The organism is Pseudoalteromonas sp. SR41-1 (assembly GCF_014164015.1).
GTDB classification, from domain to species: domain Bacteria; phylum Pseudomonadota; class Gammaproteobacteria; order Enterobacterales; family Alteromonadaceae; genus Pseudoalteromonas; species Pseudoalteromonas distincta.
Genome location: NZ_JACJEK010000006.1, coordinates 1 through 23,919 on the forward strand (window position 1 = coordinate 1; position 23,919 = coordinate 23,919).

Annotated in this window: 19 protein-coding genes; 8 read left to right on the top strand and 11 right to left on the bottom strand. The window is 39.0% G+C overall.

The annotated features are described in order from the left end of the window. Positions 1–237 precede the first annotated feature (237 nt). The 5 genes from H5118_RS06260 to H5118_RS06280 all read right to left on the bottom strand — a co-directional run bounded on the left by H5118_RS06260 (position 238) and on the right by H5118_RS06280 (position 4,442). On the bottom strand, positions 238–621 hold the full coding sequence (locus H5118_RS06260; RefSeq protein ID WP_259396065.1) for a HipA N-terminal domain-containing protein: 384 nt from the start codon (positions 619–621) through the stop codon (positions 238–240). Further along, on the bottom strand, positions 605–931 hold the full coding sequence (locus H5118_RS06265) for a helix-turn-helix domain-containing protein (protein WP_029753647.1): 327 nt from the start codon (positions 929–931) through the stop codon (positions 605–607). Before H5118_RS06265 ends, H5118_RS06260 begins: the two co-directional genes overlap by 17 nt. A 273-nt stretch (positions 932–1,204) precedes the next feature. Further along, on the bottom strand, positions 1,205–2,338 hold the full coding sequence (locus tag H5118_RS06270) for a DUF1570 domain-containing protein (RefSeq protein WP_182748195.1): 1,134 nt from the start codon (positions 2,336–2,338) through the stop codon (positions 1,205–1,207). Between the two features lie 2 nt (positions 2,339–2,340). Further along, entirely contained in the window at positions 2,341–2,826 is a 486-nt protein-coding gene (locus H5118_RS06275) for a hypothetical protein (protein ID WP_182748196.1), read from the bottom strand. Between the two features lie 827 nt (positions 2,827–3,653). Further along, positions 3,654–4,442 (bottom strand): hypothetical protein, encoded by a 789-nt coding sequence (locus H5118_RS06280; RefSeq protein WP_182748198.1) that lies wholly within the window; start codon positions 4,440–4,442, stop codon positions 3,654–3,656. A 381-nt stretch (positions 4,443–4,823) separates the two neighbouring features. Between H5118_RS06280 and H5118_RS06285 the strand changes: the two genes are divergently transcribed. Then, the gene (locus H5118_RS06285) at positions 4,824–7,976 is read left to right on the top strand and encodes a DUF3427 domain-containing protein (protein WP_182748200.1); all 3,153 of its coding nucleotides are present in this window, start codon (positions 4,824–4,826) and stop codon (positions 7,974–7,976) included. A 117-nt stretch (positions 7,977–8,093) separates the two neighbouring features. Here the strand turns inward: H5118_RS06285 and H5118_RS06290 are convergent, their stop codons facing one another. The 4 genes from H5118_RS06290 to H5118_RS06305 form a co-directional block, all read right to left on the bottom strand. Continuing rightward, positions 8,094–8,396: a hypothetical protein gene (locus H5118_RS06290; protein WP_182736617.1), complete on the bottom strand. Its 303-nt coding sequence runs from the start codon at positions 8,394–8,396 to the stop codon at positions 8,094–8,096. 265 nt (positions 8,397–8,661) lie between these two features. Next, positions 8,662–9,141 (bottom strand): hypothetical protein, encoded by a 480-nt coding sequence (locus tag H5118_RS06295; protein WP_182736615.1) that lies wholly within the window; start codon positions 9,139–9,141, stop codon positions 8,662–8,664. Positions 9,142–9,564: 423 nt separating this feature from the next. Next, positions 9,565–12,519, bottom strand: coding sequence for a DEAD/DEAH box helicase family protein (locus H5118_RS06300; RefSeq protein ID WP_182748202.1), 2,955 nt, complete (start codon positions 12,517–12,519; stop codon positions 9,565–9,567). Next, positions 12,520–13,122 (bottom strand): bifunctional 2-polyprenyl-6-hydroxyphenol methylase/3-demethylubiquinol 3-O-methyltransferase UbiG, encoded by a 603-nt coding sequence (locus tag H5118_RS06305; protein ID WP_182748204.1) that lies wholly within the window; start codon positions 13,120–13,122, stop codon positions 12,520–12,522. Between the two features lie 334 nt (positions 13,123–13,456). Here H5118_RS06305 and H5118_RS06310 point away from each other — a divergent pair, with 334 nt between their 5' ends. The 6 genes from H5118_RS06310 to H5118_RS06335 all read left to right on the top strand — a co-directional run bounded on the left by H5118_RS06310 (position 13,457) and on the right by H5118_RS06335 (position 19,550). Next, on the top strand, positions 13,457–14,197 hold the full coding sequence (locus H5118_RS06310) for an ABC transporter substrate-binding protein (RefSeq protein ID WP_154904178.1): 741 nt from the start codon (positions 13,457–13,459) through the stop codon (positions 14,195–14,197). 13 nt (positions 14,198–14,210) lie between these two features. After that, positions 14,211–14,951 (top strand): ABC transporter substrate-binding protein, encoded by a 741-nt coding sequence (locus tag H5118_RS06315; RefSeq protein WP_182748206.1) that lies wholly within the window; start codon positions 14,211–14,213, stop codon positions 14,949–14,951. Positions 14,952–15,242: 291 nt separating this feature from the next. Further along, positions 15,243–16,841, top strand: coding sequence for an ABC-F family ATPase (locus H5118_RS06320; protein WP_076914907.1), 1,599 nt, complete (start codon positions 15,243–15,245; stop codon positions 16,839–16,841). 641 nt (positions 16,842–17,482) lie between these two features. After that, a complete protein-coding gene (locus H5118_RS06325) occupies positions 17,483–18,226 on the top strand; it encodes a ferredoxin--NADP reductase (protein ID WP_002962105.1) in 744 nt (247 codons plus the stop codon). Between the two features lie 250 nt (positions 18,227–18,476). Beyond that, positions 18,477–19,220 carry a nuclear transport factor 2 family protein gene (locus tag H5118_RS06330; RefSeq protein ID WP_002962106.1) on the top strand — a complete coding sequence of 248 codons (744 nt, stop codon included), beginning with the start codon at positions 18,477–18,479 and terminating at the stop codon, positions 19,218–19,220. A gap of 9 nt (positions 19,221–19,229) precedes the next feature. Then, entirely contained in the window at positions 19,230–19,550 is a 321-nt protein-coding gene (locus H5118_RS06335; protein ID WP_182720975.1) for a hypothetical protein, read from the top strand. A gap of 556 nt (positions 19,551–20,106) precedes the next feature. Here the strand turns inward: H5118_RS06335 and hemH are convergent. Continuing rightward, positions 20,107–21,126 (bottom strand): ferrochelatase, encoded by a 1,020-nt coding sequence (gene hemH / locus H5118_RS06340; RefSeq protein WP_024597461.1) that lies wholly within the window; start codon positions 21,124–21,126, stop codon positions 20,107–20,109. 74 nt (positions 21,127–21,200) lie between these two features. Next, positions 21,201–22,529, bottom strand: a complete 1,329-nt coding sequence (locus tag H5118_RS06345) for an HD domain-containing phosphohydrolase (protein ID WP_182748208.1) — start codon at positions 22,527–22,529, stop codon at positions 21,201–21,203. A 223-nt stretch (positions 22,530–22,752) separates the two neighbouring features. Between H5118_RS06345 and H5118_RS06350 the strand changes: the two genes are divergently transcribed. Beyond that, complete coding sequence (locus H5118_RS06350) at positions 22,753–23,706, top strand: sensor histidine kinase (protein WP_182693303.1); 954 nt, start codon at positions 22,753–22,755, stop codon at positions 23,704–23,706. Positions 23,707–23,919 lie beyond the last annotated feature (213 nt).

Genomic DNA, 23,919 nt, shown 5'->3' on the forward strand with positions numbered 1-23,919 from the left:
GTCATAAAGCTATGTAAGAGACGTATTACACAAAGCTATATAGAAAAAAGTTTAAAAAACTTTATTTTGAATTACGAAAAAGAGGCCGCTGGATAAAGTGGGGATCCCTCAGCCCGAAGGGTTCTTCCTAGGAGCTATTTACTCTTTGTTGCTCGGTTTTTACTTAGCCCACTAGGTTGCAAATCTCGCTTCGCGATTAAATAGCTCCTAGTTTGGACAAATTTTAATCCGCAAAGATCAACAGACCCTAGTTACTTCACGAAAAGATGTTTGCTTTAAAGTACTGTTACTTGCTCTAAACGACAAAGCGCCTGACGTTTCCTCGCCAATTACTTTAATCAAACCAAACGTATTATTTTTAGAGATAGTAGTACTACTTATAATCTCATCAAGACCTTTGCCCTCGGGTAATAAGTTTTGTAAATAATTACGCACATCACGTGAGTCAAAATCACCATTGAGCGGTAAGTGTGGTGAAATAGCAAACCCCTTATTAATCCACTCAGGCTCATAGGTAAATGCAATTTCATTTTCAGAGCCTATATCAAGGGCTATCGCACCTATCTTCTGCGTATGCCCAATAAATACATCTAAGCTATTTTTTTTAATACCACTGCTCATCGCTCACCTCATCCTTGTTATTGTGGTGCGACTCGTCATCACTGACAAGGCTAAACGACAACCCCAAGTATTCCATCACTTTGAGTACATTAAAAAACTGCACATTCACATCACCTTTTTCTATTTTTATCAGCGTAGGCTTTGAAATATTAAGTGCTTGCGATACATCAACCAATGTAAGCTTCATGCCTGTTCGCTTTGAAGTAATCGCTTTAGCGAGTCGCACCGACGAAAACGGCTTTGATAGATCAGGCATTTCAGTGCGCTTAACAACTCTTCCAAGTGTTTTTTTTGCTGGTAATTCACTCATTAAAGGTCAACTATAGTTTACTTATACAATTTATTTTAGGGTAACCCACCCAAAAGTCAAATATAACTTACTTTTAAGTTTGAACGTATATTTACCTCCTATAAGTAAACTTTACTTTATTTATAGAGAGTAAAATAAAACCACAACCCCATAAGTAAAACATAATTTACTTATGGGAAGTTAATGACATTTTGAGCTTAATAGCCAAGCTAAACACCTGTAGGCGCTCAGCTTGCTCGCGCGAAAAGCGAAGCTTTTAAACTTTTACCTCATTTAAAATATATGCGCTTTTAAAGGCTTTTTTAACCGCTGGGAATATTCACGATTAAGATTAGGAAATTGCTTATACATCATCGTTTTTAATTGCTTTTCAGATAGCTTATTACAGAGAAACTCTTGCTCAGCAAGCATTATATTCTTAAGTAACGATCGCCCTGCTTGAGTATCCATTAAAAAGTAAATTGCAGCCCAACTGCTTGCGTACAGCTTACTGGTATCACCTCCTTTCCACGAGTCATCTAAACCCACTAACGAATCAATTAAAAATACACTTTTAGTAATATTGTTATTTTTCGTCCATGAACTATTCGGCTCAACAATAGCCGTTTGCATATTATTTTTAGTAAGCGCAAAATATTCAGCAAACCCCTCATTAAACCATCTAGGGGTGTAGCCTAAGACCGCTTTATTAATGGCGTGCACTGCCTCATGTACCGCAGTTCGCATTGCACTGTGTGCATTATCATAATGAATAAAAGCAGAATTACTCGCGTGAAAATACATACCCGCAGTGTTTGTAGGGTCACCACCGCGTTGCTTAATTGCGACCTCATAAGCGCGGCGCGTAGGCAATACCGTTAAATTAAGCTTTACCTTTTTAAGTGCATGTACGCCAATAATCTGTCCATATACTTTAAATACAGTATTAAGTTTTATGCGTAACTCTTGGTTAAATGACGAAGGTAAATTAGGCGTATTTAAAGTGAGGTCAAAGTAATCTAACGGTTCAATAAAACCAGTATCGTAAGTTGCTACTGCAAAGTCCGGTTTTTTATCACTAAAATGCGGCACACCGTCACTGTCTGTCCACGTAAATATATCGCCACTTCGTTTATATTGAACCTTACCCAACGACACATCCACGCAGCGCGTATTGTTAGCTTGCGATAAATGATTATCGGCAGATACTGATACATTTTGTAAAGTTGTCGTGCTTACATTTTTGAGCTGTTTAGTTGCTAACGGTTCAGTAGTTACCTGCGACGATAAACTATTATAAATTCGTTTAACCTCGCCTATAGGATCGTGATAATTAAATACCCGCCCAGTAAAATGATTAGCAATGAGCGCCGATGCAATTAGCAGCACAAAAAATACAAACACCACGCGCAATTTTGTTTTAAACATCTTTATTGGCGCCCTTGCCACTGTGCTTCAAACAACTCTTTTTGCTGACCCCGATACTCGCTACACCATACAAAGTCGGCCGACTCCATCCCTTTTTTGCGGCAACGTTTAGGCAACTTATAAAACTTCGACCAAGCATCAAGCTTAGCGGCATCTTTATAGCTATCGCTGTGCAAAGACATGTTTGACACTTTTTGATTGAGTAACCAATTGCTATTAGGCGTACGAGTTGCGGTAGAAGAAGTAGCCTGATAAGCACTACCACTCTTTTTAGGCTTACTGCAGTGATTAGCAAGTAAAGTAAATAGCGCTTTATCGCGTGCAGTTAAACGCTCACCTTCTTTATTACTGTAGCCACTTCTAAATTGAGAGCGAATAGCTTCGCGCTGCTTTTTAATGCTATCGCATTGGGCTTGCGTGTAAGCCTCACCAGCTTGAGGAAAAGTTGTAAATACGCAAATAAATACCAGTAAAATCCATTTAATCATTATTCATTCCCTGAATTAAAACATTAAAAGAGTGTACCTATAAATGTGAAAAAACACATCAACATTACTAATCCAAAAAGTAAAAATTAAAGCTGTGGGTGGGAGTTCACCTTGTGTCTTAGTTTTTACAAAGCACCCGCGAGGTATAAAACCTCACCTACATCAATACAAACACCACTCTCAACAAAACCGTAGGTGCGAATTTACTTCGCGCTTTGGTCTTCAGTAACTAACTCATTAGTAACTAGCTCATTACCTCAATCAACAAACAAAGCTCAACAAAACACCTGTAGGCGCTCAGCTTGCTCGCGCGAAAAGCCGTAGGCGGGAGTTTACCTCGCGCTTTTAGTTTGTAATTTAATATACAAATATCGCGTTGGCGATGGCAACCAAAGAGAAGTAACCGCCGACTTCTCTTTGGAATCTCTCGGCGCCCCTCAATTTCACTTATCTTTAAACACTAAATTAATATGAACGTAAACGCGATGAACGCACATCCATGTGCAAGCATCGCTTTCCTCGCATTGCCTAAAGGGATTTAGGTACTTGGAATTTGTCGGGAACAAAATTCCGCCATGCGAGGTAATTACTCATTAATTATGTGTTTGCAGGTGAAGTTGAAGGGGGAAGTTGTCTTAGCAGCGGCCTTAAAATTGGCTGTAGGCGCTCAGCTTGCCCGCGCGAAAAGCGAAGCTTTTAAAATAATTTACTTATATCGCGTTGGCGATGGCAACCAAGGAGCGGATACCGCGAACCGTCCCTTGGAACACACTGCGTCCTCAATTTCAATTAATGATATTGAAGCGAAGATCATATATCTCTGCTTTTTAATTATTCATTTGCACTCTACTACGACTTAGTACAAAAACATTCCCCTTAGGCACAACATGCAACTCCATAGTAGAGCTTAACAAGTAAATTGATTCATTAGATGTCGCAACTAAAAACCCTTTATATACTTTTGTTTTAGTTTTCAGTGAATAACAGCCTAACTGCCCACTTCCATCGATGCAGATTCCCTTTTCTTTAAATGCACTAATTTTCTCTTTAGCGGTATCAGAGGCATGATTATAAAGATAAATAGACCCATAAGTGAATAGAGCTAAAATTAATAAAAATATAACTGTAAAAGCATAAGAGGTTTTAGCTATGCCAAATGATAACCGGCCTCTTTGCTCAACCCTATTAAAGTAAGCTCTCCAAAATCTTCTTTTAAGTGACAGGGGTGACTTCTCCGAGGGTGCATTATTTATTTTTTGGCGTTTTAATAGCTTATTAAGTGCAAAATAATTAATCATAAAAGGATAAACAATAGCAAAAATACATAATGAAAGGGCCAGACCCATCAACCAAAGCAAAACAGGGGATAGAACAGTAAACATATCAACCCACAATTGTTGTGCTTGAATTGCGTTTCTTTGAATTGTTTCGTATGTTATTCCGAATGTTGAGAGGTAACCAAGTTGAAATATCCAAAATGCTATTTTTAATGGGACAACAACTAATACACTAAGTAAAAATAAATTGCTTAATAAGAATTTTGTGATGGGGAGTAATACCCCTGTATTTTTTTTAAAGTCGTTTAGCATCTCCGTTACTGCTTCTGACAAATCCATTCTTTAATCCCTTAAATTAATTTTTCTATATTTTAATCATATCTACGTTTCTAAAATAATACACGTCTTAAATATCGCGTTGGCGATGGCAACCAAAGAGAAGTAACCGCCGACTTCTCTTTGGAATCTCTCGGCGCCCCGAGGATCAGATTATTTTCTCAATTTAAATAATGATATGAACGTAAACGCGATGAAACACGTCCTTGTGTAAGCATCGCTTAACGCGCATCCATGCGCTCTTATTACTCATCATTAATTAAATTTCGGGTGTGATCACGGGGGAGCGGCCTAAGCAACAGCCTTCAATTCAATAATGAGTTAATACTTGTTTACAATGCACTTTTTAGTAAACTAACTACTCGCAAACAGGGAGTGGTTTTAATGCAGCAAATTGGTATTTACGAGCAGTTAATTACGCAAGTAATTAAGCAAAACTTAAATCGTGATCAATTTTATGTGGGCGAACGCCAGCTTGAAACGGCCGAAGCCGCAACATGGCTTTCACGCTTTTTAAGTAAACTTGTAACGCATGCAATCGATGCCATTCCTAACTCGAACGAGCGCCTACAAGAACAAATTAGCCTAGCTAATAGCCTTGTACTTTGGCTTAAAGATCATATTCGTGATGACGAGCTAATTAACGAAAACCTTATCGACAGCCAAGGCCGAATACTTACCGCACTGTTTAATACCCAAAACCCTATTGCGGCCAATCTTAAAGATTACTCAAGCGATATATTCCCACTCACAGGCCTTACGCAAAGTGAGTTATTTAGCGGTGCTAATGCAGGTATATCGCTCGAAACCGAGCTAAAGCGCGAGATTAAATCGTCCGACACTATTTACTGGCTTGTCTCATTTATAAAATGGACGGGGCTGCGCATTTTTAAAAATGAGCTTGAAGCGTTTACTAAAAGCGGTAATAAACTCAAAGTTATTACTACGTCGTACATGGGCGCAACGGATGCTAAAGCCGTTGAGTTTTTAGCAAACCTACCAAATACCGAAGTAAAGCTAAGTTATAACAATCAGCAAGAACGCCTACACGCAAAGTCATATTTATTTATGCGCAATACGGGTTTTCATACAGGCTATATTGGCTCGTCTAACTTATCGCATTCGGCGCTTACCAGCGGCCTTGAGTGGAACTTAAAAATTACTGCACAAGAAATCCCGCACATCATAGCTAAGACCAAAAGCACGTTTGAAACCTACTGGGAATCAAAAGACTTCGAGCTATTTACAGGCGCTGTTGAGTGTAAGGAAAGGCTCATTAATTCACTTAACGAGCAACGCGGTGTTGGGCAATCAAGCAGCCAGTTTTATTTTGATATAACACCAAAAACGCATCAGCTCGCTATTTTAGAAAAGCTAAGTGCTGAGCGCAGCGTACATAATCGTTTTAAAAACTTAGTGGTTGCTGCAACCGGCACAGGCAAAACAATAATATCGGCGTTCGACTTTAAAACCGTTTACGATAAGAACCCAAACGCACACTTTTTGTTTGTAGCCCACCGTGAAGAAATACTAAAACAAGCGCAAAGCGCTTACCGTGGCGTGCTTAAAAATAACGACTTTGGCGAGCTGTGGGTAGGTAACTACAAACCACAACGCTATAACCAATTATTTGCGTCAATCCAAACATTAAACAGCCAAATTGAATCGCTCAATTTAACCAGCAATTACTACGACTACATAGTAATAGACGAAGTACACCACGTAAGCGCTACCAGTTATCGCGCAATATTAAACCACTTTACGCCCGCAATATTACTTGGCTTAACCGCTACACCAGAGCGACAAGATGGTGCAAATATACTCGATGATTTTTGCGGAGTAATAGCCGCTGAAATTCGCTTGCCTGAGGCTATAAACCAACGCCATTTATGCCCATTTCAATACTTTGGTTTGGATGACGACACCGACCTAAGCCAAATAACATGGCGAGGCGGCCGTTACGATATAAGCGAACTAAGTAACCTTTATACAGGTGAGAACAGCCGCGCTAACAAAATTATATCGAGCCTTGCTGATATCGTAACCAATGTTCACGCTATTAAAGCACTCGCGTTTTGTGTAAGCCAAAAACACGCTGAATTCATGGCCTCTAAATTTAACTTAGCAGGCATAAACGCCGATGTACTCACCAGTAAAAACACTAATGAGCGCGCGACCAAACAGCAAGCACTTCGCCAAGGCGAAATACAAATACTTTGCGTGGTTGATATTTTTAACGAAGGTGTCGATATTCCAGAGGTCGATACCTTACTATTTTTACGCCCAACCGAGAGCTTAACGCTGTTTTTACAGCAACTAGGCCGTGGTTTGCGTTTACCCGACAACAGCCAAAAGCAATGCTGTACCGTGCTCGATTTTGTAGGTAATGCTCGCCCAGAATACGACTTTGCCAGTAAATTCCGCGCACTCATTGGTAAAAGTAATCAGCCAATAAAAACCGAGATTGAAAACAACTTCCCGCATTTACCATTGGGTTGTCGTATTGAGCTACAAAAACGCACACAACAAACAATATTAAAAAATATTCAGCAAGCTATAAACTCTAAACGCCGTTTACAGCAGCTTATAAATAGCTATTCGCAACACACTAATGACGCGCTAACGCTAAGTAATTTTTTACGCATAAACCCGCAAGTCACGCTTGAAGATATTTACAAACCTAAAGCCGGTAGACTCGGCGGCTGGTACTGGCTGAAAGGCGATGAAATACCCGCAGAACAAGCCGACATTTACGCCGCATGTTACCGCGCAATCAACACCCAGTTACTCGGCTGCAACTCGCTTAGCTATTTATGCTTTTTACGTGATTTATGTAACAACGACTTTAGCTTTACGCCAACAGCGCAAAACCACCAGTACGCGCTTATGGCGCATTACAACTTTTGGGATACCACAGGCACAAGTTTAGGTTTTAAAACGCTTGAACAAAGCTTACAAGCGCTTAAACACAAAGCGCTACAACAAGAACTTGCACAAGTAATTACGCTATTAATAAACCGCATTCACCAGCAAGAAAGCGATTTAGCGTGCTTACCTAATCATGCAATAAAATTACACAGCCGCTACACGCGCCAGCAAATACTGGCCGCATTTAGGGCGCACTCGTTTGATAAAAAATCCACCGCCCGCGAAGGTGTTTTAGAATTTAAAAATCAAAACCTCGAGCTGTTATTTGTAACACTCAACAAGTGTGAAAAAACCTACTCGCCCACCACGCTGTATCACGACTACGCAATCAGCCCTACTCTGTTTCATTGGCAAACGCAAAACAGCGCCCGCCCAGAACACGGCCGCGGCCTTAGTTATATTCAGCACCAACAAACAGGCAAAACCATCCTGTTATTTGTGCGCGAACAAGGCAAAGATGAAAACGGCCGAACTATGGGGTTTGTAAACTACGGCGAGGTAAAATACCAAAGCCACAACGGTAGCCAGCCTATGAATATAACATGGGAATTAACCAGCCCCATGCCAAGTGAAATGTGGAATGAAGCTGGAAAATTAGCGGTTGGGTGATGGATTTTAAGCTTGATCGTCCTTAACTGCTATGTGCCGATAGCAGACTTTAGTAACCCTTCAATAAGCGGCAGACACGCTTTTCCGGGAGTCCGACTTCAGTGGTTGCTATATGTATCACAGCGACGACCAAATAAGTGAGCCTGCAAAAAATGTTATTCCAAGCACGATAGATAAATACACTGCCCAGCGAATAATTTCACTTAATTTTGCAGCTATAACACCTACTAAAACAGCCGAGCCAATAATTATGGAAAATCTCATTAATTTTAGGTCAATTTTTCCATCTGTAATATTTGCTACAACAAACCCAGTACACAATGCAGCTATGACAAATATCCATACTTTCCAATTTTCTGATTGATGCTCAGAGAGCTCTTCATCTGATAAATATGAATTTCCAACACGATGTCTAGCCATTAAATTCTCCTTTTCCATGTCAAAACATATAACACTTTATTAGTGATACTCTAAAAGGTAGCATATCTTGAAAGGTTTCGAACTACCATAGTTCGCTTTTCAGTCTTTGCCGAAATTCTGAACCGTGCCATGAGCAGATATTGAAGACTCTTAATGTGTGAAGTCAAGATTTGACCCTATCCGCTCCTTGTCGTTATTTGCCGCCATAAGGTTAAATATCTCCCTAATATTTAAAGCTATTAGAATTCGTGTATTCTTCCACAACCTACCCTTTACGCCCTATTGTTAAACTATATTTAGGCGATTTGGCGTAATCATTAAACTCAGGAAGATAACCAAATGATTCTGTAAAGCGTGCAAAGCAATCATATTCGAACTTTGCTACTTGACCCATAGTTCGTAAGTCTTCAGGGCTGTTTGATTTAACATTACATGTAAATGGTGCTACAGCTACATATAACTTGTTTACTAACTCATTATAATTTTGATATTTGTATCGCATGCGATCCGCGCCACCATGGCCACTTTTGCCTTTTATTGTGTCATCAAACTGTTTTAGCCTTCCTTTTAAGCCTTTTACAGAGTTCGTCATTCCTACATATACTATGTTTGTAACCCATGAAAAATCTTTACTAGATAAATCTTCACCTGTAATTGCACAGATATAAATACCCGGATATTGGATACCCTCACTTTGTTCACGATCAACCCAGCGCATCCAATTAGTAAAAAGATTTTCGTACATAATTTTCCTGTATATGTCTCATATAACTAAAAGCATAAATAAAATGCCTGCCAGTATTCATAAACACCAATCTACCAACATACTCCAATTCCCCGTGATCACACCTGAAACTGAGTTAATGATGAGTAATTTACAGCATGGATGCTGTACAAAGCGTAGCTTGGCCATGGATGGCCTATCTACGCTGGTTACGTTCACATCATTAACGTAAGTTGAAGATAAAGTGTGATCTTCGGGTGCGCCGTGGGATTCCAAAGGGCGGTCGGCGGCAGCCGCCCTTTGGTTGCCATCGCCAACGCGATAAAACCTCGAATAGAGGTATCAATCTCGAAACCCAAATACCAAAACAGCATTCGTGAACTCCGCAAATTCACCAATATTAAAAGCTTCGCTTTTCGCGCGAGCAAGCTCAGCTCCTACAAGTTAAAGCGTAACCACTTGTTTAAAGCGGGCGAATGTTCGCATGCTTTCATCTGCAATCATTACCTCGTAATCGGGGTTTTGAGCAATTAGCTCATATTGCCCATTGGGTAATTTATTAATTTTTCGCAGTAAATACTGGCCATCTCCGCCTATATCATCTCGCTCTATCGCGACAATTTGGCCGCGTAGCGATCCGGCTTTATCAGAGGTTATAAGCTCAAGTAGTAGTAAGTCGCCATCATAAATTGGGGCTTTACCGCCGTTCATAGAGTTACCCGATGCACGGGCTAAAAAATGTACGTTTGGATCAAGCTTGCCTGCACCAAAAGGTGCGTCCATTAATTCCATATCGCTTTCATCCCCTGTTTTAAAATGCCCGCAGGCAATTTTAATATTAGGGAAGTACGGCAGTTTTAATGCGTTATCTTGCGCGTTTGCTGTATCGGCAAGATCTTTAAACACTAACTGAGTTACATTGTCAGCTTCTTGCTCTGTATTTTGTTTCGTGGTTGGCGTTTTTACTTTTAGCCGCTGGTTGTATTTGGCTAAGGTGTATTCAACCAGCTCTAACACGGCGCTGTTTAGTAATTCGCATTTTTCTGCAGGTACGTCAAACGTGGCTTTTACGGTGTTGTTTTGTAAGGTAAACCATTGTGTGCCGTCTTTATTTTTATTGGTGTAGGCTTTAATTGGATTTTTACGCCAGTAGCTTTGCCATGTTTGCGAATCTGCAGCTGCTTGCTGTTCTTTAATAGGTAAATCGTGTTGCTTTAAATTCGGATGGCGCGCGAGTACCTTTGCACTCATTACAGCAAGTTCTGCAACTGTTGGGGGGTTAGCAAAGCCATTCAAAGCAACATACGCTTCAAGCAAAATAGCTTTAAAGCATTTGGTCATACTGGTTGTTTGTATGCCTTTATGTAAAAAGTCGTAAAACGGTGCTAATTGCTTGGCACTTTGCTGTGCTTCGTCATCAATATTTTGTGTTTTAGCAATTAGATCAAACCAACTAGTGTAGTTGCTGTTTACCTTTTTTATATCGCCGTAGTGGTAGTAAAACTCGCTTAATGTAGGTAAATGCCCTAGTTGCTCGGCAAGTTGTGTTATATCTTCTAACGCTGTGGTGCGCTGTATATTGGCTAGCTGCTGCCAAAAGTTGGTAACTTTTAAGTCAATATTTATAAAGCAGCCATCAGCAAGGTTTGGTTTTTTAAGCTTTTTAACTACACCAGTTGGCGTGGTTTCATGAAGTAGCGCATAAGGTTTATTTAAAAAGCTGTGGTGGTTACCAATAAAATCGAGCACCACTAAATGTGTTTTACCTTCAAGAGTTCGTAAACCCCGCCCTAATTGCTGTAAAAAGAGTATTTTAGAGTCGCTTGGGCGCAGCATTAATATGGTATCAATGCTTGGTAAATCAGTCCCCTCGTTAAACAAATCAACGGTAAATAATACTTCAACTTGACGCTGTTCTAATTGTTTTAGTGCATCATTACGGCGTACTTTTGACTGGCTATGTACAGATAGCGCTTTTACACCCGCGTTATTAAATGCAGCCGCCATATAATCAGCATGTTTAGTAGATATACAAAAACCTAATGTGCGCTGCTGTTTGTATTGCTGCCACTGTAAAAGTGCGTGGTCTGCCCGTTTTTGGGTTGCAAATTTGTTTTCAAGTGCTGTTGGATCAAATCGGCCATTACGCCACGGAATAGCTTGGTAGTTTACGTTTTCATCCCAAATACCGTAGTAATGAAATGGCACTAACGTTTTTTGGTCTATCCCCTGCGTTAAGTTACGCTCAAATACTAGGTTGTTGTCGCATAACCCTAAAATATCAGCTTGGTCGGTACGCTCTGGTGTAGCTGTTAAACCCAGTAAAAACTTGGGTTCAAAGTAGTTTAAAAGCTGGCGATATACGCGCGCACTTGCATGATGAAATTCGTCAACAATAATGTAATCAAATGCTGTTGGTGCAAACTGCTTTAAATGGTTACTTCGGCCAATGGTTTGAATAGAGGCAAATAAACACTCAGCGTTTTTTTCTCGCTGTTTACCGTTATAAAACCCAGTAGATAGAGTAAGTAATTCAGAAAATGTTCGCTGTGCTTGCAAAAGTATTTCTTCTCGATGCGCTACAAATAAAACACGTTTTGCTTTGAATTGTTTTACATCAAATGCACTTAACCATGTTTTACCCATGCCTGTTGCCAATACCACTAAGCCACGTTTGAAACCCTCAGTACGGGTTTGCGCTAGGGCATTTAGCGCTTCAACTTGAGCTGGCCTTGGTGTTTTAGCTTCATTTTTTTCAATAACTTGCTCAGCTGTATCGGTATGGTTTACCGCTACAAACTGCTGTAGTTTACGCCTAGCAATGTAGCTATTAATCCATTCATGGCTTAAATGGGTAACAAATTCGTGATTAAAAATATTTTCAAAAGCTGTGCGAATACTTAAAAACTGCTTTGCTGCTTGGCTTGTTTTTGGCTGTGTATAATCATGTCTAAAATTCCACTCGTGCCCTTTGGTCAATGCGCTGGCACTAATATTACTTGAGCCAATAAAGGCACAGCCATCAGTAATCTCTTTTTGGTCGTTTGTTTTTATAAAAATATACGACTTCATATGAAAACTTTGATTACTGTGCGTTTGGTAAATACGCACATCGGCTCCACGATCTACTAATGCCATAAGTTCTCTCAACGCATTAGGGTGAGTAATATCAAGGTAGTCTGAGGTAAGTAGTTTGAGTGTTGCGCCGCTTTGTAACGCTTCGCTTAGTGGGTCGAACAACAGTGCTAAGCCACTTGGCTGAATAAATGAAACTGTAATTTCAATCTCAGTGGCATTGTTTATGGCATGCACAAGGTTAGGTAATAACGGGTCATTATCACCCGTAATAAGCTGTTGGTTATTACTTTGTAGGTGCTGATGTTCGCTAAAACTATTCACTTATAATTTCGCTTTGCTATGCGTTAACAAGGCATTTAACCATACTTCGCTTTCGCGCCCTGGGCGCTGATCAACACTTTGCCAATGCTTCATTATGCTCAATTGCGTGTGCTGATTGATTAAATCACTTAATAATTGCTCGTTTAAATCGGTAAATTCACGACCGTTATGCACACGCTCTGTATCGCCATATTTAAACGATACATACAAAACGCCATTCGGTTTAAGCGCATTTTGTAGGTTTAAAAACACCTGCGGTAACTCAGCTTTTGGAACGTGTAATAAACTAGCGCAGCACCAAATACCGTCGTATTGATTTACACAATTTAGCTCTTGGAATGTTTTAACCGCTACAGGTTGTTGTAAGTAACTGCTTGCCAACTCTGCCAGCTCTGGGCTTGCATCAAACGCACTTACAGTAAAACCCTGCGCTTTAAAAAAAGTGGCATCGCGCGCACTGCCACAACCGGCATCTAAAATACGCCCATATTGTGCAACGTGCGGTAAAAACTCAGCATAAAGCGCCGACATATCAACGTTAAGTGTGGAGTCGCTAAAAGCTTTGGCATTTTGGTTGTAATAAGTAAGTGTGGTGTTTGACACGAGACTCACCGCTCCTTGGCTAATCGTTTAACAGCTAAGGCTCTGTTAATACTGCATTCATTATTTGTTTAATCTACAGGAACAGGCGCATTAAATATAGGCTTAATAAGTAGAAATTTTTAAATTAATACGCCATTGTTATTAAGCACTGATGCTGAGTGACACACGCTGTATAAAATATAAAATACAACCACCTTTCTATAAACACCTGCATACTGGGCATTCTCATAATTACGGATGGTTTTTACATCTTTACACAAGCCCGCGCCGCTAAAATACAAAAGCTGGTTTATACTGTTGTAATAATAAGCAAAAATAATAACTATGAGGCGCAATGAATAAATTAATTACCGTATTTTTATGTTTGCTGTTTACGGCTCCATTTAATGTATTTGCTTGTGAAAGAACCTTTAGCGTAGCATCGCACGATGCTTTTTGGCCGCCTTATGTAATGGGCATTAACGGTAAGCTGCAAGGCTTGGAGGTTGATGCGCTTAACATTATATTTGCTGACTCCCCTTTTTGTTTTGAAGTTAAGTTACTGCCAAATTCTAAGCGGGCTTTTATTGAGCTTAAATACGGCCGTATTGATTTGGAGTGGGCTGCAAGTTATACAGACGAGCGCGCTAAATATGTGCACTTTAGTGATAACTACCGAACTGAGGTTATGCGCTTATACGAAAACAAAAATAATCAGCATAGTGTTAAAAACCTCGAAGACATTTTTAAACAAGGCTTTATTGTTGGCGCTAACTTTGGAAGCTATTACGGTGAGGAGTTTGAGCAATATAAAACTAAATATAAAAAGCAGATTGAATACACCAGTGCAACCAGTAAACGCTTTGAAATGCTTAATAAACAACGTATTGATTTTGCTATTGAAGACGAGTTAGTGGGGGCTTATTTTGGCAAAAAAGGCTCAAATATCAAATTAGTAACCAATATTGAGCATGTAAATAAAGACGATATTTATTTAATGTTTAGCAAACAAACGGTGTCGGTTACTGAGCTTGCGGTAATTAATGAATATATAAACAAAAATAAAACAGCACTTAAAGCGTTGTTTGAACACTAATTTAAGGAGTGTAATGAAAACTTTATTTTTAACATTTACTACACTGCTATTTACTCACTTTAATGCCCTTGCGTGTTCAAAAACATTGGTAATGGGCACTAACGAAACTAATTGGCCGCCTTACCTTGTTAAGCAAGGTGATACATTTTTAGGCGCAGAAGTGGATGCTGTAAACGCTATTTTTAAAGATTCAAAATTTTGTATTAAATGGACTTATTTTCCGAGTTTTTCGCGTGTTCAAGCTGAGCTTAAAAATGGCCGAGTAGATATAACCTACGCGGCAAGTTACACAAAAAAACGCGCACAATATGCGCACTTTAGTTTGCCCTACCGCGAAGAAGTTATGCATCTTTATAAACATAAAGACTCGCCTGATGTAACCAGCTTAGCTGATCTTTTTAGTCAAGATTTTACAGCAGGTATTAACCGAGGAAGCTTTTTTGGTGATGAGCTTGAACAACTCAAAACCAAATATTCAAAACAGGTCGTGCTTACTGCTCAAGCAAATAATCGATTTAGCATGTTAGATAAAAAACGAATCGACTATGTTATTGAAGACTCCGTGGTTGCGCAGTACTTTGTAAAAAAACACTCCTCAATTTCGCAGGTAAAAACTATTACACCGATTAACGTTAACAATGTGCATTTTATGCTAAGCAAGGAGTCGCTAACACTTGATGACGTGACGACTGTTAATCAGTTAATTACCAAAAACGAGGCGGCGATAAAGTCAATTTACCAACCTATGCATTAAAACATAGCTAATAACTTAGCTATTTGGCGCCCCCTCTTTAATATTGCTTGGCATTAGTAATTATTTACATTGTGGCTGTAAGTACATTCAACACTACATACGTTAAAAATAGTGACCTAAAACCGAGAATTGCCGTTATTTTTACTTGGTTATAAATTAGCTGCCTTTTATCTTTCATTCGTTGTGGCTGATCTGTATAATTCGCCAGCTAATTTACCCTATTGTCTGGTTCTTGTTTGTGGCGTTTTGCTGCAGCGTACTCCTGTCAGTACTAATCTAGGATTACCTTTTTTGATCTCCACCGCAAATATTACGATGCAGTTTGGCGCAGAGCCGTTGTTTGAAAACATTTCAGCTAAATTTGGTAACGGTAACCGTTACGGTTTAATTGGCGCTAACGGCTGCGGCAAGTCGACTTTCATGAAAATTTTAAGCGGTGCGCTTGTTCCAAGTGCGGGTAATGTATCTATTACTCCAGGGTTAAAAGTAGGTAACCTAAGCCAAGACCAGTTTGCTTTTGAGCAATACAGCGTTGTAGACGCGGTAATTATGGGCGACGTGGAGCTTTGGAAAGTAAAGCAAGAGCGCGAACGTATTTACTCGTTACCAGAAATGAGCGAAGAAGACGGTATGAAAGTTGCCGATCTTGAAAGTGTATTTGCTGAAATGGACGGTTACACGGCAGAAAGCCGCGCTGAAGAGATTTTGCTTGAAGCGGGTATCGATAAAGAATTTCATTACGGTTTAATGGCAAACGTTGCCCCAGGTTGGAAACTACGTGTGCTTTTAGCACAGGCGTTATTTGCAAACCCTGACATTTTGCTACTTGATGAGCCTACCAATAACTTGGATATTCATACAATTACGTGGCTTGCTAACGAGCTTAACAAACGTAAATGTACGATGATTATTATTTCGCATGACCGTCACTTTTTAAACTCGGTATGTACGCACATGGCCGATATTGATTACGGTGAGCTGCGTATTTACCCTGGTAACTATGAGAAATTTTTAGAAGCTGCGGGCTTACAACGCGAGCAACTTTTAGCTGAAAATGCTAAAAAGAGCGCTGAAATTGACGAGCTACAAGACTTTGTTAACCGTTTTGGTGCTAACGCTTCAAAAGCTAAGCAAGCAAGTTCGCGCGCTAAAAAAATGGATAAAATTAAGCTTGATGAAGTTAAATCTTCAAGCCGTATGAGCCCATCGCTTTCGTTTGACGAAGGTAAAAAAATGTATCGTCAGGCGCTTGAAGTTAATAAGCTTGGCCATGGTTTTGATGGCGAAACGTTATTTAGCGGCGGCGACTTTTTACTTGAAGCTGGCGCTAAGCTTGCTGTAATTGGCGAAAATGGTGTGGGTAAAACTACATTTTTACGCTGTTTAGTAGACGAGCTTAAAAGTAATGAAGGCGAAATTAAATGGTCTGAAAATGCGAGCTTTGGTTATTGCCCGCAAGACAGCACTAAAGATTTTGATAACGATTTAACGTTGTTTGATTGGATGTCGCAATGGCGTACAGCTAAGCACAACGATTTAATGGTTCGTGGCATGTTAGGCCGTTTGTTGTTTACAGCTGACGATTCAAACAAAAAAGCGCGTAACTGTTCTGGTGGTGAAAAAAACCGCCTGTTATTTGGTAAGTTAATGATGCAAGACGTTAACGTGCTTGTTATGGACGAACCAACTAACCACATGGATATGGAAGCCATTGAAGCGCTTAATAATGCGTTAAAAGATTTCCAAGGTACGCTTATTTTTGTAAGCCATGACCGTGAGTTTGTTTCGTCATTAGCTACACGTATCATTGATATTAAAGATAAAAAAGTAATCGACTTCCAAGGTACGTTTGACGAATACCTAGCAAGTTGTGAAGAGAAAAAAGCGTAAACTCTTTTTTTATTGCTTATAAAAACGGTGCTAAATTTAGCGCCGTTTTTTTATGTGTGGAATTTGAGTTTAACTATAAAATTAATTAATAAAGGCTTAAATAAATAATTCACTAAGAGGTTAAGAGGCGCTACGCTTTTAGAGTCAGTGATAAAACACTCGTTTTCTGGCTTAGCTCTTCTCATTGACTCCTCTTTGGCTTCTCCTAGTGCAATAGTTTTTCAAGTAAATAGTTCACTAAAGGTGATATAAGACGCAGCGCTTTTAAAGTAGGTGATAAAATACTCGTTTTCTGGCTTAGCTCTTCTCATTTACTCCTCTTTGCCTTCTCCTAGTGCAATAGTTTTTCAAGTAAATAGTTCACTAATGGTGATATAAGACGCAGCGCTTTTAAAGTAAGTGATAAAATAAAAAACACTGTTTTTTTGACTTTATTTTTCTTAGTTACTGCAGCATCGCTTTCTCTTATGCAATTAATGACTCTTATCGCAGAGCTAATTATTCACATTATTTTATTGGTAATTACTGCACACATCACTGCTTTAAATCTAGTCATATTCTCCTGTAAGTCTTTGTCACTTAATGCTAATGTTGATGGAGTGAATTATTTAAAACTTTAATAGCTAAACCAAGAGGTAACTATGTCTAATTGGGTTGAAGCAACAGTAAAAAATGTCACGTGGTGGAGCGAAACACTCTTTAGCTTAACCGTTAATGCAAACGTAGAGCCGTTTAAAGCTGGCCAATTTACAAAGCTTTCAATAATGGATGGCGACAAACGTATTGCTCGGGCTTATTCATATGTGAATGCCCCTGAAAACCCCGATCTCGAATTTTATCTTATTAACGTAATTGACGGTTTGCTCTCTCCTCGTTTAGCTACCTTACAACCTGGCGACACCGTATTAATAGAACAACACGCAACCGGCTTTTTTACCCTTGATGAAATACCACAAAGTGATCAGCTTTGGATGTTGGGGACTGGCACTGCCATAGGGCCTTTTTTATCAATTTTACAACAGCCCGATGTATGGAAAAAATACAAAACTATAAATTTAGTGCATGGCGTACGTTTTAATAACGATTTAAGCTATCAGGCACTTATTAACGAGCTATTAAGAGTGTACCCAGCACAACTTAACTATATTCCGGTTGTAAGTAGAGAGGAGCCATTACAAGGCTTAAGTGGGCGAATTACTAACGCAATTGAGAGCAACCGTTTGTTTGAATATGTAAAATTAAACCCTGAGCCTAGTAATGCACAATTTATGATTTGCGGAAATCCACAAATGGTAAAAGACACAACCGCGCTACTTCTCGATAAAAACTTTACGCGTAACCGCCGTAAAAACCCCGGCAATATTACGGTAGAGCAGTACTGGTAGGCTTCAGTGGTGGTATTAACTACCCGATAACGTTAAAATTTGCTATGTTGCACCCTTATACTAATTTTATCAAAAATATGATCATTCTATTGCATTAAATAACTCACTAACTGCGTTAAAGGTTATTCATATAGAACAACTATATGTCACAATTTTCGCGTTGTTATTGCGCTATTTTTTAACGCTATAATAGATCGCCTATTTAATGTAATTGGTATTACACGTATTTAGTGTTCATTTTAGGAAAGTTATGAAACCGTTATCTATTATTTTAGCCTCATTAGTCACTACCGTTGCGCTAATTACTTATGCCGCAGAGCAAAGCGAGCCTGAGCAAAAAGAGCCGCAAGTTGAAGCTCAAACAAGCGTTGAAAAGCCAAAAGTTGAAAATGAGCAATCAGTAACTCAAACCAACACTGACGACAAAGTAAATACGCTTGAATACAAAGCGCCAGAGCTTAAAAAGCCAACAATTGATGCGACTAAACCAGACGATTCAAAAGTATTAGGTAACGAGCAAATTAAACCTGCTGAAAAGCCTAAAAATAAAATAGAAAAAGCAGTGGCTGTAGCCGAAGCTGAAAAAGCAGTAACGCAAGCAAAAGAAGCACTTACAGTTAAGCAGCAAACTAAAGCTAAACAATCGCGCGAATCACTTGCTGTGGTAGAGCAGCTAGTTAAAGCATATAACGCACGTAACATTGAAGAGTTTCTTCGTGTATATGCCGAAGATGTTGAGTTTTATATTTTCCCTAATGAGCTATTATTTAAAGGTAAAGAAAAACTAATAGAACGTTATGGGCTAATGTTTAAAAAGTTAAAGTGTATTCACTCATCACCAATTAAGCGCATAGTGCACGGTGATATAGTGATTGATCACGAACTTTCAGAAACTTGTTCAACTGACGAAAACGTAGTTGATAAACGCTCAGAACTTATTTCGAGTTATCAAATTAAAGATGGGAAAATAGTACGCGTACTGTTTTTTAGATAAAGGCTTTAAATGCAAATAAATGACGACAAAAAAATTCGCTTAATGTATCGCATTGAGCCAGGTTGCCTTGGACCTAAGGGTGCTGAGCATGTTGAAGATTTTTGTCGTTTTGCAAACAAGCATATTAAATCCCCCTTTTATGGCCAATTTGTATTTTTACCACGTTACGATAAAACCATAGACGAGCGACAATACAGCGTTAACAGCCGTAATTTATCACTTGCTCAGGCTCGGGCTTACTTAAAGCACTTTGAAATTAATATTGAAGAATTTGAAGAACAACTCGACGAGCTCCTCACAAAAGCGATTGATTTATACTTTAAGCGATAGCGTTTAATTGCTGTTGCTTAGGTATTGCCTCCCCTCAAACGTACATTTTTATTTATTTTAATTATTATTAAATAATATAAGTAATTTCTTTCACAAAGATAAGGTAATCCGTAATAACTGAGAAAAACCAGTCCAGCATTTTTATGTTTTATCACTACTCTAAAAGCGCAGCGCCTCTTAACCTCTTTGTGAATAATTAGCTCTTTAAAAGCCTTTATTTGCACAATGAGAAGTAAAAGAGGAGTAAATGAGAAAAGCCAAAACCAGTATTTTTATGTTTTATAACTACTCTAAAAGCACAGCGCCTCTTAACCTCTTTGTGAATAATTCGCCCTTTAAAAGCTTTTATTTGCACAATGAGAAGTAAAAGGGGAAGCCAAAAACCCCGAAACAAAAACAGTATTGTTATGTTTTATCACTCACTCTAAAAGCGCAGCGCCTCTTAACCTCTTTGTGAATTAATTAACTAAATATTTTAAAAGCCTTAAAAACAAAAAAGCGGTGTTAATTTTAACACCGCTTAATGCGTAATATATTTAGCTTTAGTAAGCTTGGGTTACAACATAGGTTTTATAACATCAAACACAGCTTCTATATGGTCGTCTCTGTCGTTTAGTGCCGCTATGTAACGGTATTTTTCGCCGCCTGCGTTTTCGAATATTTCACGGTTTTCACCTTCTAGCTCTTCAAGTGTTTCTAGGCAGTCGGCGCTAAAAGCAGGACTTATAATAGCTACATCGGTAATACCTTCATCAGGTAAGGCTGCAAGGGTTGCGTCGGTATAAGGCTTTAACCACTCTGCTTTACCAAATCGACTTTGAAAAGTACTAATTACTTTGTCTTTATCAAGGCCTAGTTTTTCGACAACTAAACGCGTGGTTTGTAAACATAGGCAATGGTACGGATCGCCGCGATCTAAAAACAATTTAGGCATACCGTGATACGAAAAAACAATTTTTTGTGGCATACCATTCGCTTCTAAATCCTCACTAATACTATTAGCAAGCGACTCAATATAACGGGTGTTTTTATGATAGCCATTAATAAAATGAAGCTCTGGCACCCAGCGCCATTTACGCAGTACGCTCGATACAGCATCAAACGTAGAACCCGTAGTTGGGCTAGAATATTGCGGGTACATTGGTAAAATAATTATACGCGTTAAGCCTTTATCACGAAGCTCTTCAAGGCCTGCCTCTATTGAAGGGTTGCCATAACGCATTGCCATTACTACTTCAGTATTGGTATAACCTTGCTCTTTTAATAAAGTATTTAACTTTACACTTTGCTGGCGAGTAATGTGGGTAAGTGGTGAGCCGTTTTCGGTCCATATACTCTCGTATAATTTAGCCGAACGTTTAGGGCGCACACGCAAAATAATGCCATGTAAAATTATCATCCATACTAAGCGTGGTATTTCTACAATGCGTGGATCTGATAAAAATTCGCGTAGATATGTACGAAGCGCAGCCGCTGTTGGTGCATCAGGGCTGCCTAAGTTAGTTAGCAGTATTCCCGTTTTTTGGTTAAAACGCCCATCATGGGGGTTGTCAGTAACCGCAGAAAATCGCGACACAGAGTGCTCCTTCAAGCAAATTCAATAATCTATTTTATGCACATTGTAACGAAAAAAACTGCGGTTTAGATCAATCATTTAGCAGTTTTCACCATTATTCTGAACGGGGTTGGTTTTTTCGATTCTAGCTGTTGGAGTTTTTCTATCGATTTACTGCCAAATACATGACCCTTAGGCAGCAACATTATGCCCGTATGGCTGTGTAGAGCATGGCCCAGTACCATTTGCTCTTTGAGTTCATGGGCGTTACAAATTAGCACTGATCCTGCTGAACTTTTTTGTTCATGTAGTTTTGCATGGCTTGCTTCAAGTGCACGTACAATTTTAGGATGATAAAACGATCCACTATAAAGTTTTACACTTTCGAGTGCGTCATCGTGGCGCTGCTTTTCATCACTTGCATTGCTTTGCTCAAACGCGTCCCAATAGTCGCGCGCTAAACCTAGCACCATAGCGCCTATTGGTATGTCGTTTCCGGCAAGGCCTTTGGGCATTCCGTTTCCGTTAAAGCGCTCAAACTGATAATAAATAGCATCCGACAAGTCATGTAAATGTATTGCTGGCATTAACATTAATTGTGCAGTACTTGGGTGAGTATAAAAGGTTTTGCGTTGTTGCTCGTTTAAGCGGTTTACTGGTTTTTTATAAAGATCAGGATCCATAGCAAGCAAGCCTATTTGCGCCAAGTAACCAGCCATAGGGGCAAGATCAATGCTTTTTTGCGACAAGTTTAAATAAAGTGCTATTTGTGTACAGGTGTTAGCAATATTTTGTGCTTTGTTGCCATCTAGGTAAGGGTTTGCGTTAACAAAATTATATAGCAGCTCTACGGTCGATTTATGCTCTTGTTTTTCGCGCTCGTTGGCGTCTTCAAGCTTTTTTAAAACCTGTTTGATTTGTAAGGTGCGTTTTTCTACCCGTTGTTCAAGCGAATTATTAAGCTCTAGCAACTCTTGGTTTTGCGCTTTAACTTGTGCCTCTAATTTTTGATTTTGTTTTTTTAGTGCAAATTTTTCTATGCTATCTCTAATGCTACGAAGTAATAAATCGTTTTGCCAAGGCTTTTGAATATAACCATTTATTTGGCCCTGATTAACAGCCGCTAAGGTGGTTTGTATGTCGGCGTAACCGGTTAATAAAATGCGTTGGGTGTCGGGTGCCAGCGCACGTGCTTTTTCTAAAAACTCGGCACCGTTCATTACCGGCATACGCATATCGCTAATAATTAAACCAAACTCATGATTTTTAAAAAGCGTTAGTGCACTTTGCGGGTTATCGCAAACAATAACCGACAGGCCATTTACTTCAAGTAGTCTTGTTAACGTGCGTAGTACTATTTCATCATCATCAATGCAAAGTACATCAACCTGATTTATTGGTGTGCTTGGTGTTACTTGAGTCATTGAGTCGCCTTTAAATTACTTCTGGTTAAATAATAGCTTAAAAAATACTCTATGGTGTGTTTGTGCCTACCTTTTATATTAAGTGGTATTTACATAATGGGGTTATTAGCAATAAGTGGATAATTACTCATGCATAAAATTAGGCCTTGGCCACACTAAAGTTGCAAATTTGCATACAGACGACTAAACGTTATGTATAAAGTTATCTATATGGATGAAGGGAATGGATGGATCAGATGGTAATTTTGAACGTGCTTTTTTAAACGAACAAAAGCTGCGCTTAGCTGCAGAGCAATTACTCAAAGATAAAAGTAGCGTTTTAGTTGCCATAAATAATGAACTACAAAAAAAAGTAGCCGACTTAGAACACCAACAAATGCTGTTTGTGCAAACCGAAAAAATGGCGACTTTAGGTACACTGAGCGCAGGCGTTGCCCACGAAATAAATACCCCACTTGCCTATGCAATGAGTAACGTAGAGAGCCTACAAAACGCAAGCCCTTTACTTGTAGCGCTGCTAAAACTTAACGAACAATATTTAAATAACGAAATTAAAGAGAGCCGTTTTAAACACGAAATCGACATACTCAATTTACAGTATCCGTACGCGTGGATTTATAACAATTTGCAGGGACAAATTAACGACAGCGTTGAAGGACTTAAACGTATAAAACAAATAGTGCATGACTTATTAAACTTTGCCCACCCCACCTCTTCTCAAGATAAACAATTAGCCGATGTAACAACGGGTGCTAATAATGCTTTAAGGTTATTGAGTAGCAAACTTAAATTATGCGAAATAAAAACGCGGTTTGAACCCCTACCACTCATTTGGTGCAATTTATCGTCAATTAATCAGATTTTTGTAAATCTTTTAATGAATGCTTGGCAAGCTTGCGAGTTAGATTTAGAAAAAGGCTGCATTATTGAAGTCAATATTTTTGAACTACACACAAATATTTGTATTGAAATAAAAGATAACGGTTGTGGCATGAATGAAGACACAATAGCACATATGTTTGACCCTTTTTACACAACAAAAGAAGTCGGAAAAGGCACCGGTATGGGTATGACACTTGTATACGCTATGGTGAGCGATCACGGTGGAAAAGTAGAAGTTAACAGTACATTAGGCACAGGTACGACCATTCGCTGCCTATTACCTTTAAAAGTGTAAAATAACGAACAAAACCACATTGTAAATAAAGTGTTAAACATTCTGTTTTTTGATGTTTAATCCCTTCTTAGCATGTATTTTAACCGATTTGATGTGGTTTTTTCTTATCTTGAAGTTTATTTGCATACTTAGACCAAATATTTAGTTTTTTTCATTTCTTTTTGTTTGCATATGTTGCTAGGATGTTTGCAACAGGTTGTGAACATCATAACC

Excerpts from the sequence above, each read along its gene's own strand:
- H5118_RS06325 (WP_002962105.1), top strand. The coding sequence starts at position 17,483 with ATGTCTAATTGGGTTGAAGCAACAGTAAAAAATGTCACGTGGTGGAGC.
- H5118_RS06285 (WP_182748200.1), top strand. The coding sequence starts at position 4,824 with ATGCAGCAAATTGGTATTTACGAGCAGTTAATTACGCAAGTAATTAAG.
- H5118_RS06270 (WP_182748195.1), bottom strand. The coding sequence starts at position 2,338 with ATGTTTAAAACAAAATTGCGCGTGGTGTTTGTATTTTTTGTGCTGCTA.
- H5118_RS06280 (WP_182748198.1), bottom strand. The coding sequence starts at position 4,442 with ATGGATTTGTCAGAAGCAGTAACGGAGATGCTAAACGACTTTAAAAAA.
- H5118_RS06275 (WP_182748196.1), bottom strand. The coding sequence starts at position 2,826 with ATGATTAAATGGATTTTACTGGTATTTATTTGCGTATTTACAACTTTT.
- H5118_RS06335 (WP_182720975.1), top strand. The coding sequence starts at position 19,230 with ATGCAAATAAATGACGACAAAAAAATTCGCTTAATGTATCGCATTGAG.
- H5118_RS06265 (WP_029753647.1), bottom strand. The coding sequence starts at position 931 with ATGAGTGAATTACCAGCAAAAAAAACACTTGGAAGAGTTGTTAAGCGC.
- H5118_RS06350 (WP_182693303.1), top strand. The coding sequence starts at position 22,753 with ATGGATGGATCAGATGGTAATTTTGAACGTGCTTTTTTAAACGAACAA.
- H5118_RS06290 (WP_182736617.1), bottom strand. The coding sequence starts at position 8,396 with ATGGCTAGACATCGTGTTGGAAATTCATATTTATCAGATGAAGAGCTC.
- H5118_RS06310 (WP_154904178.1), top strand. The coding sequence starts at position 13,457 with ATGAATAAATTAATTACCGTATTTTTATGTTTGCTGTTTACGGCTCCA.
- H5118_RS06330 (WP_002962106.1), top strand. The coding sequence starts at position 18,477 with ATGAAACCGTTATCTATTATTTTAGCCTCATTAGTCACTACCGTTGCG.
- H5118_RS06295 (WP_182736615.1), bottom strand. The coding sequence starts at position 9,141 with ATGTACGAAAATCTTTTTACTAATTGGATGCGCTGGGTTGATCGTGAA.
- H5118_RS06260 (WP_259396065.1), bottom strand. The coding sequence starts at position 621 with ATGAGCAGTGGTATTAAAAAAAATAGCTTAGATGTATTTATTGGGCAT.
- H5118_RS06315 (WP_182748206.1), top strand. The coding sequence starts at position 14,211 with ATGAAAACTTTATTTTTAACATTTACTACACTGCTATTTACTCACTTT.
- H5118_RS06345 (WP_182748208.1), bottom strand. The coding sequence starts at position 22,529 with ATGACTCAAGTAACACCAAGCACACCAATAAATCAGGTTGATGTACTT.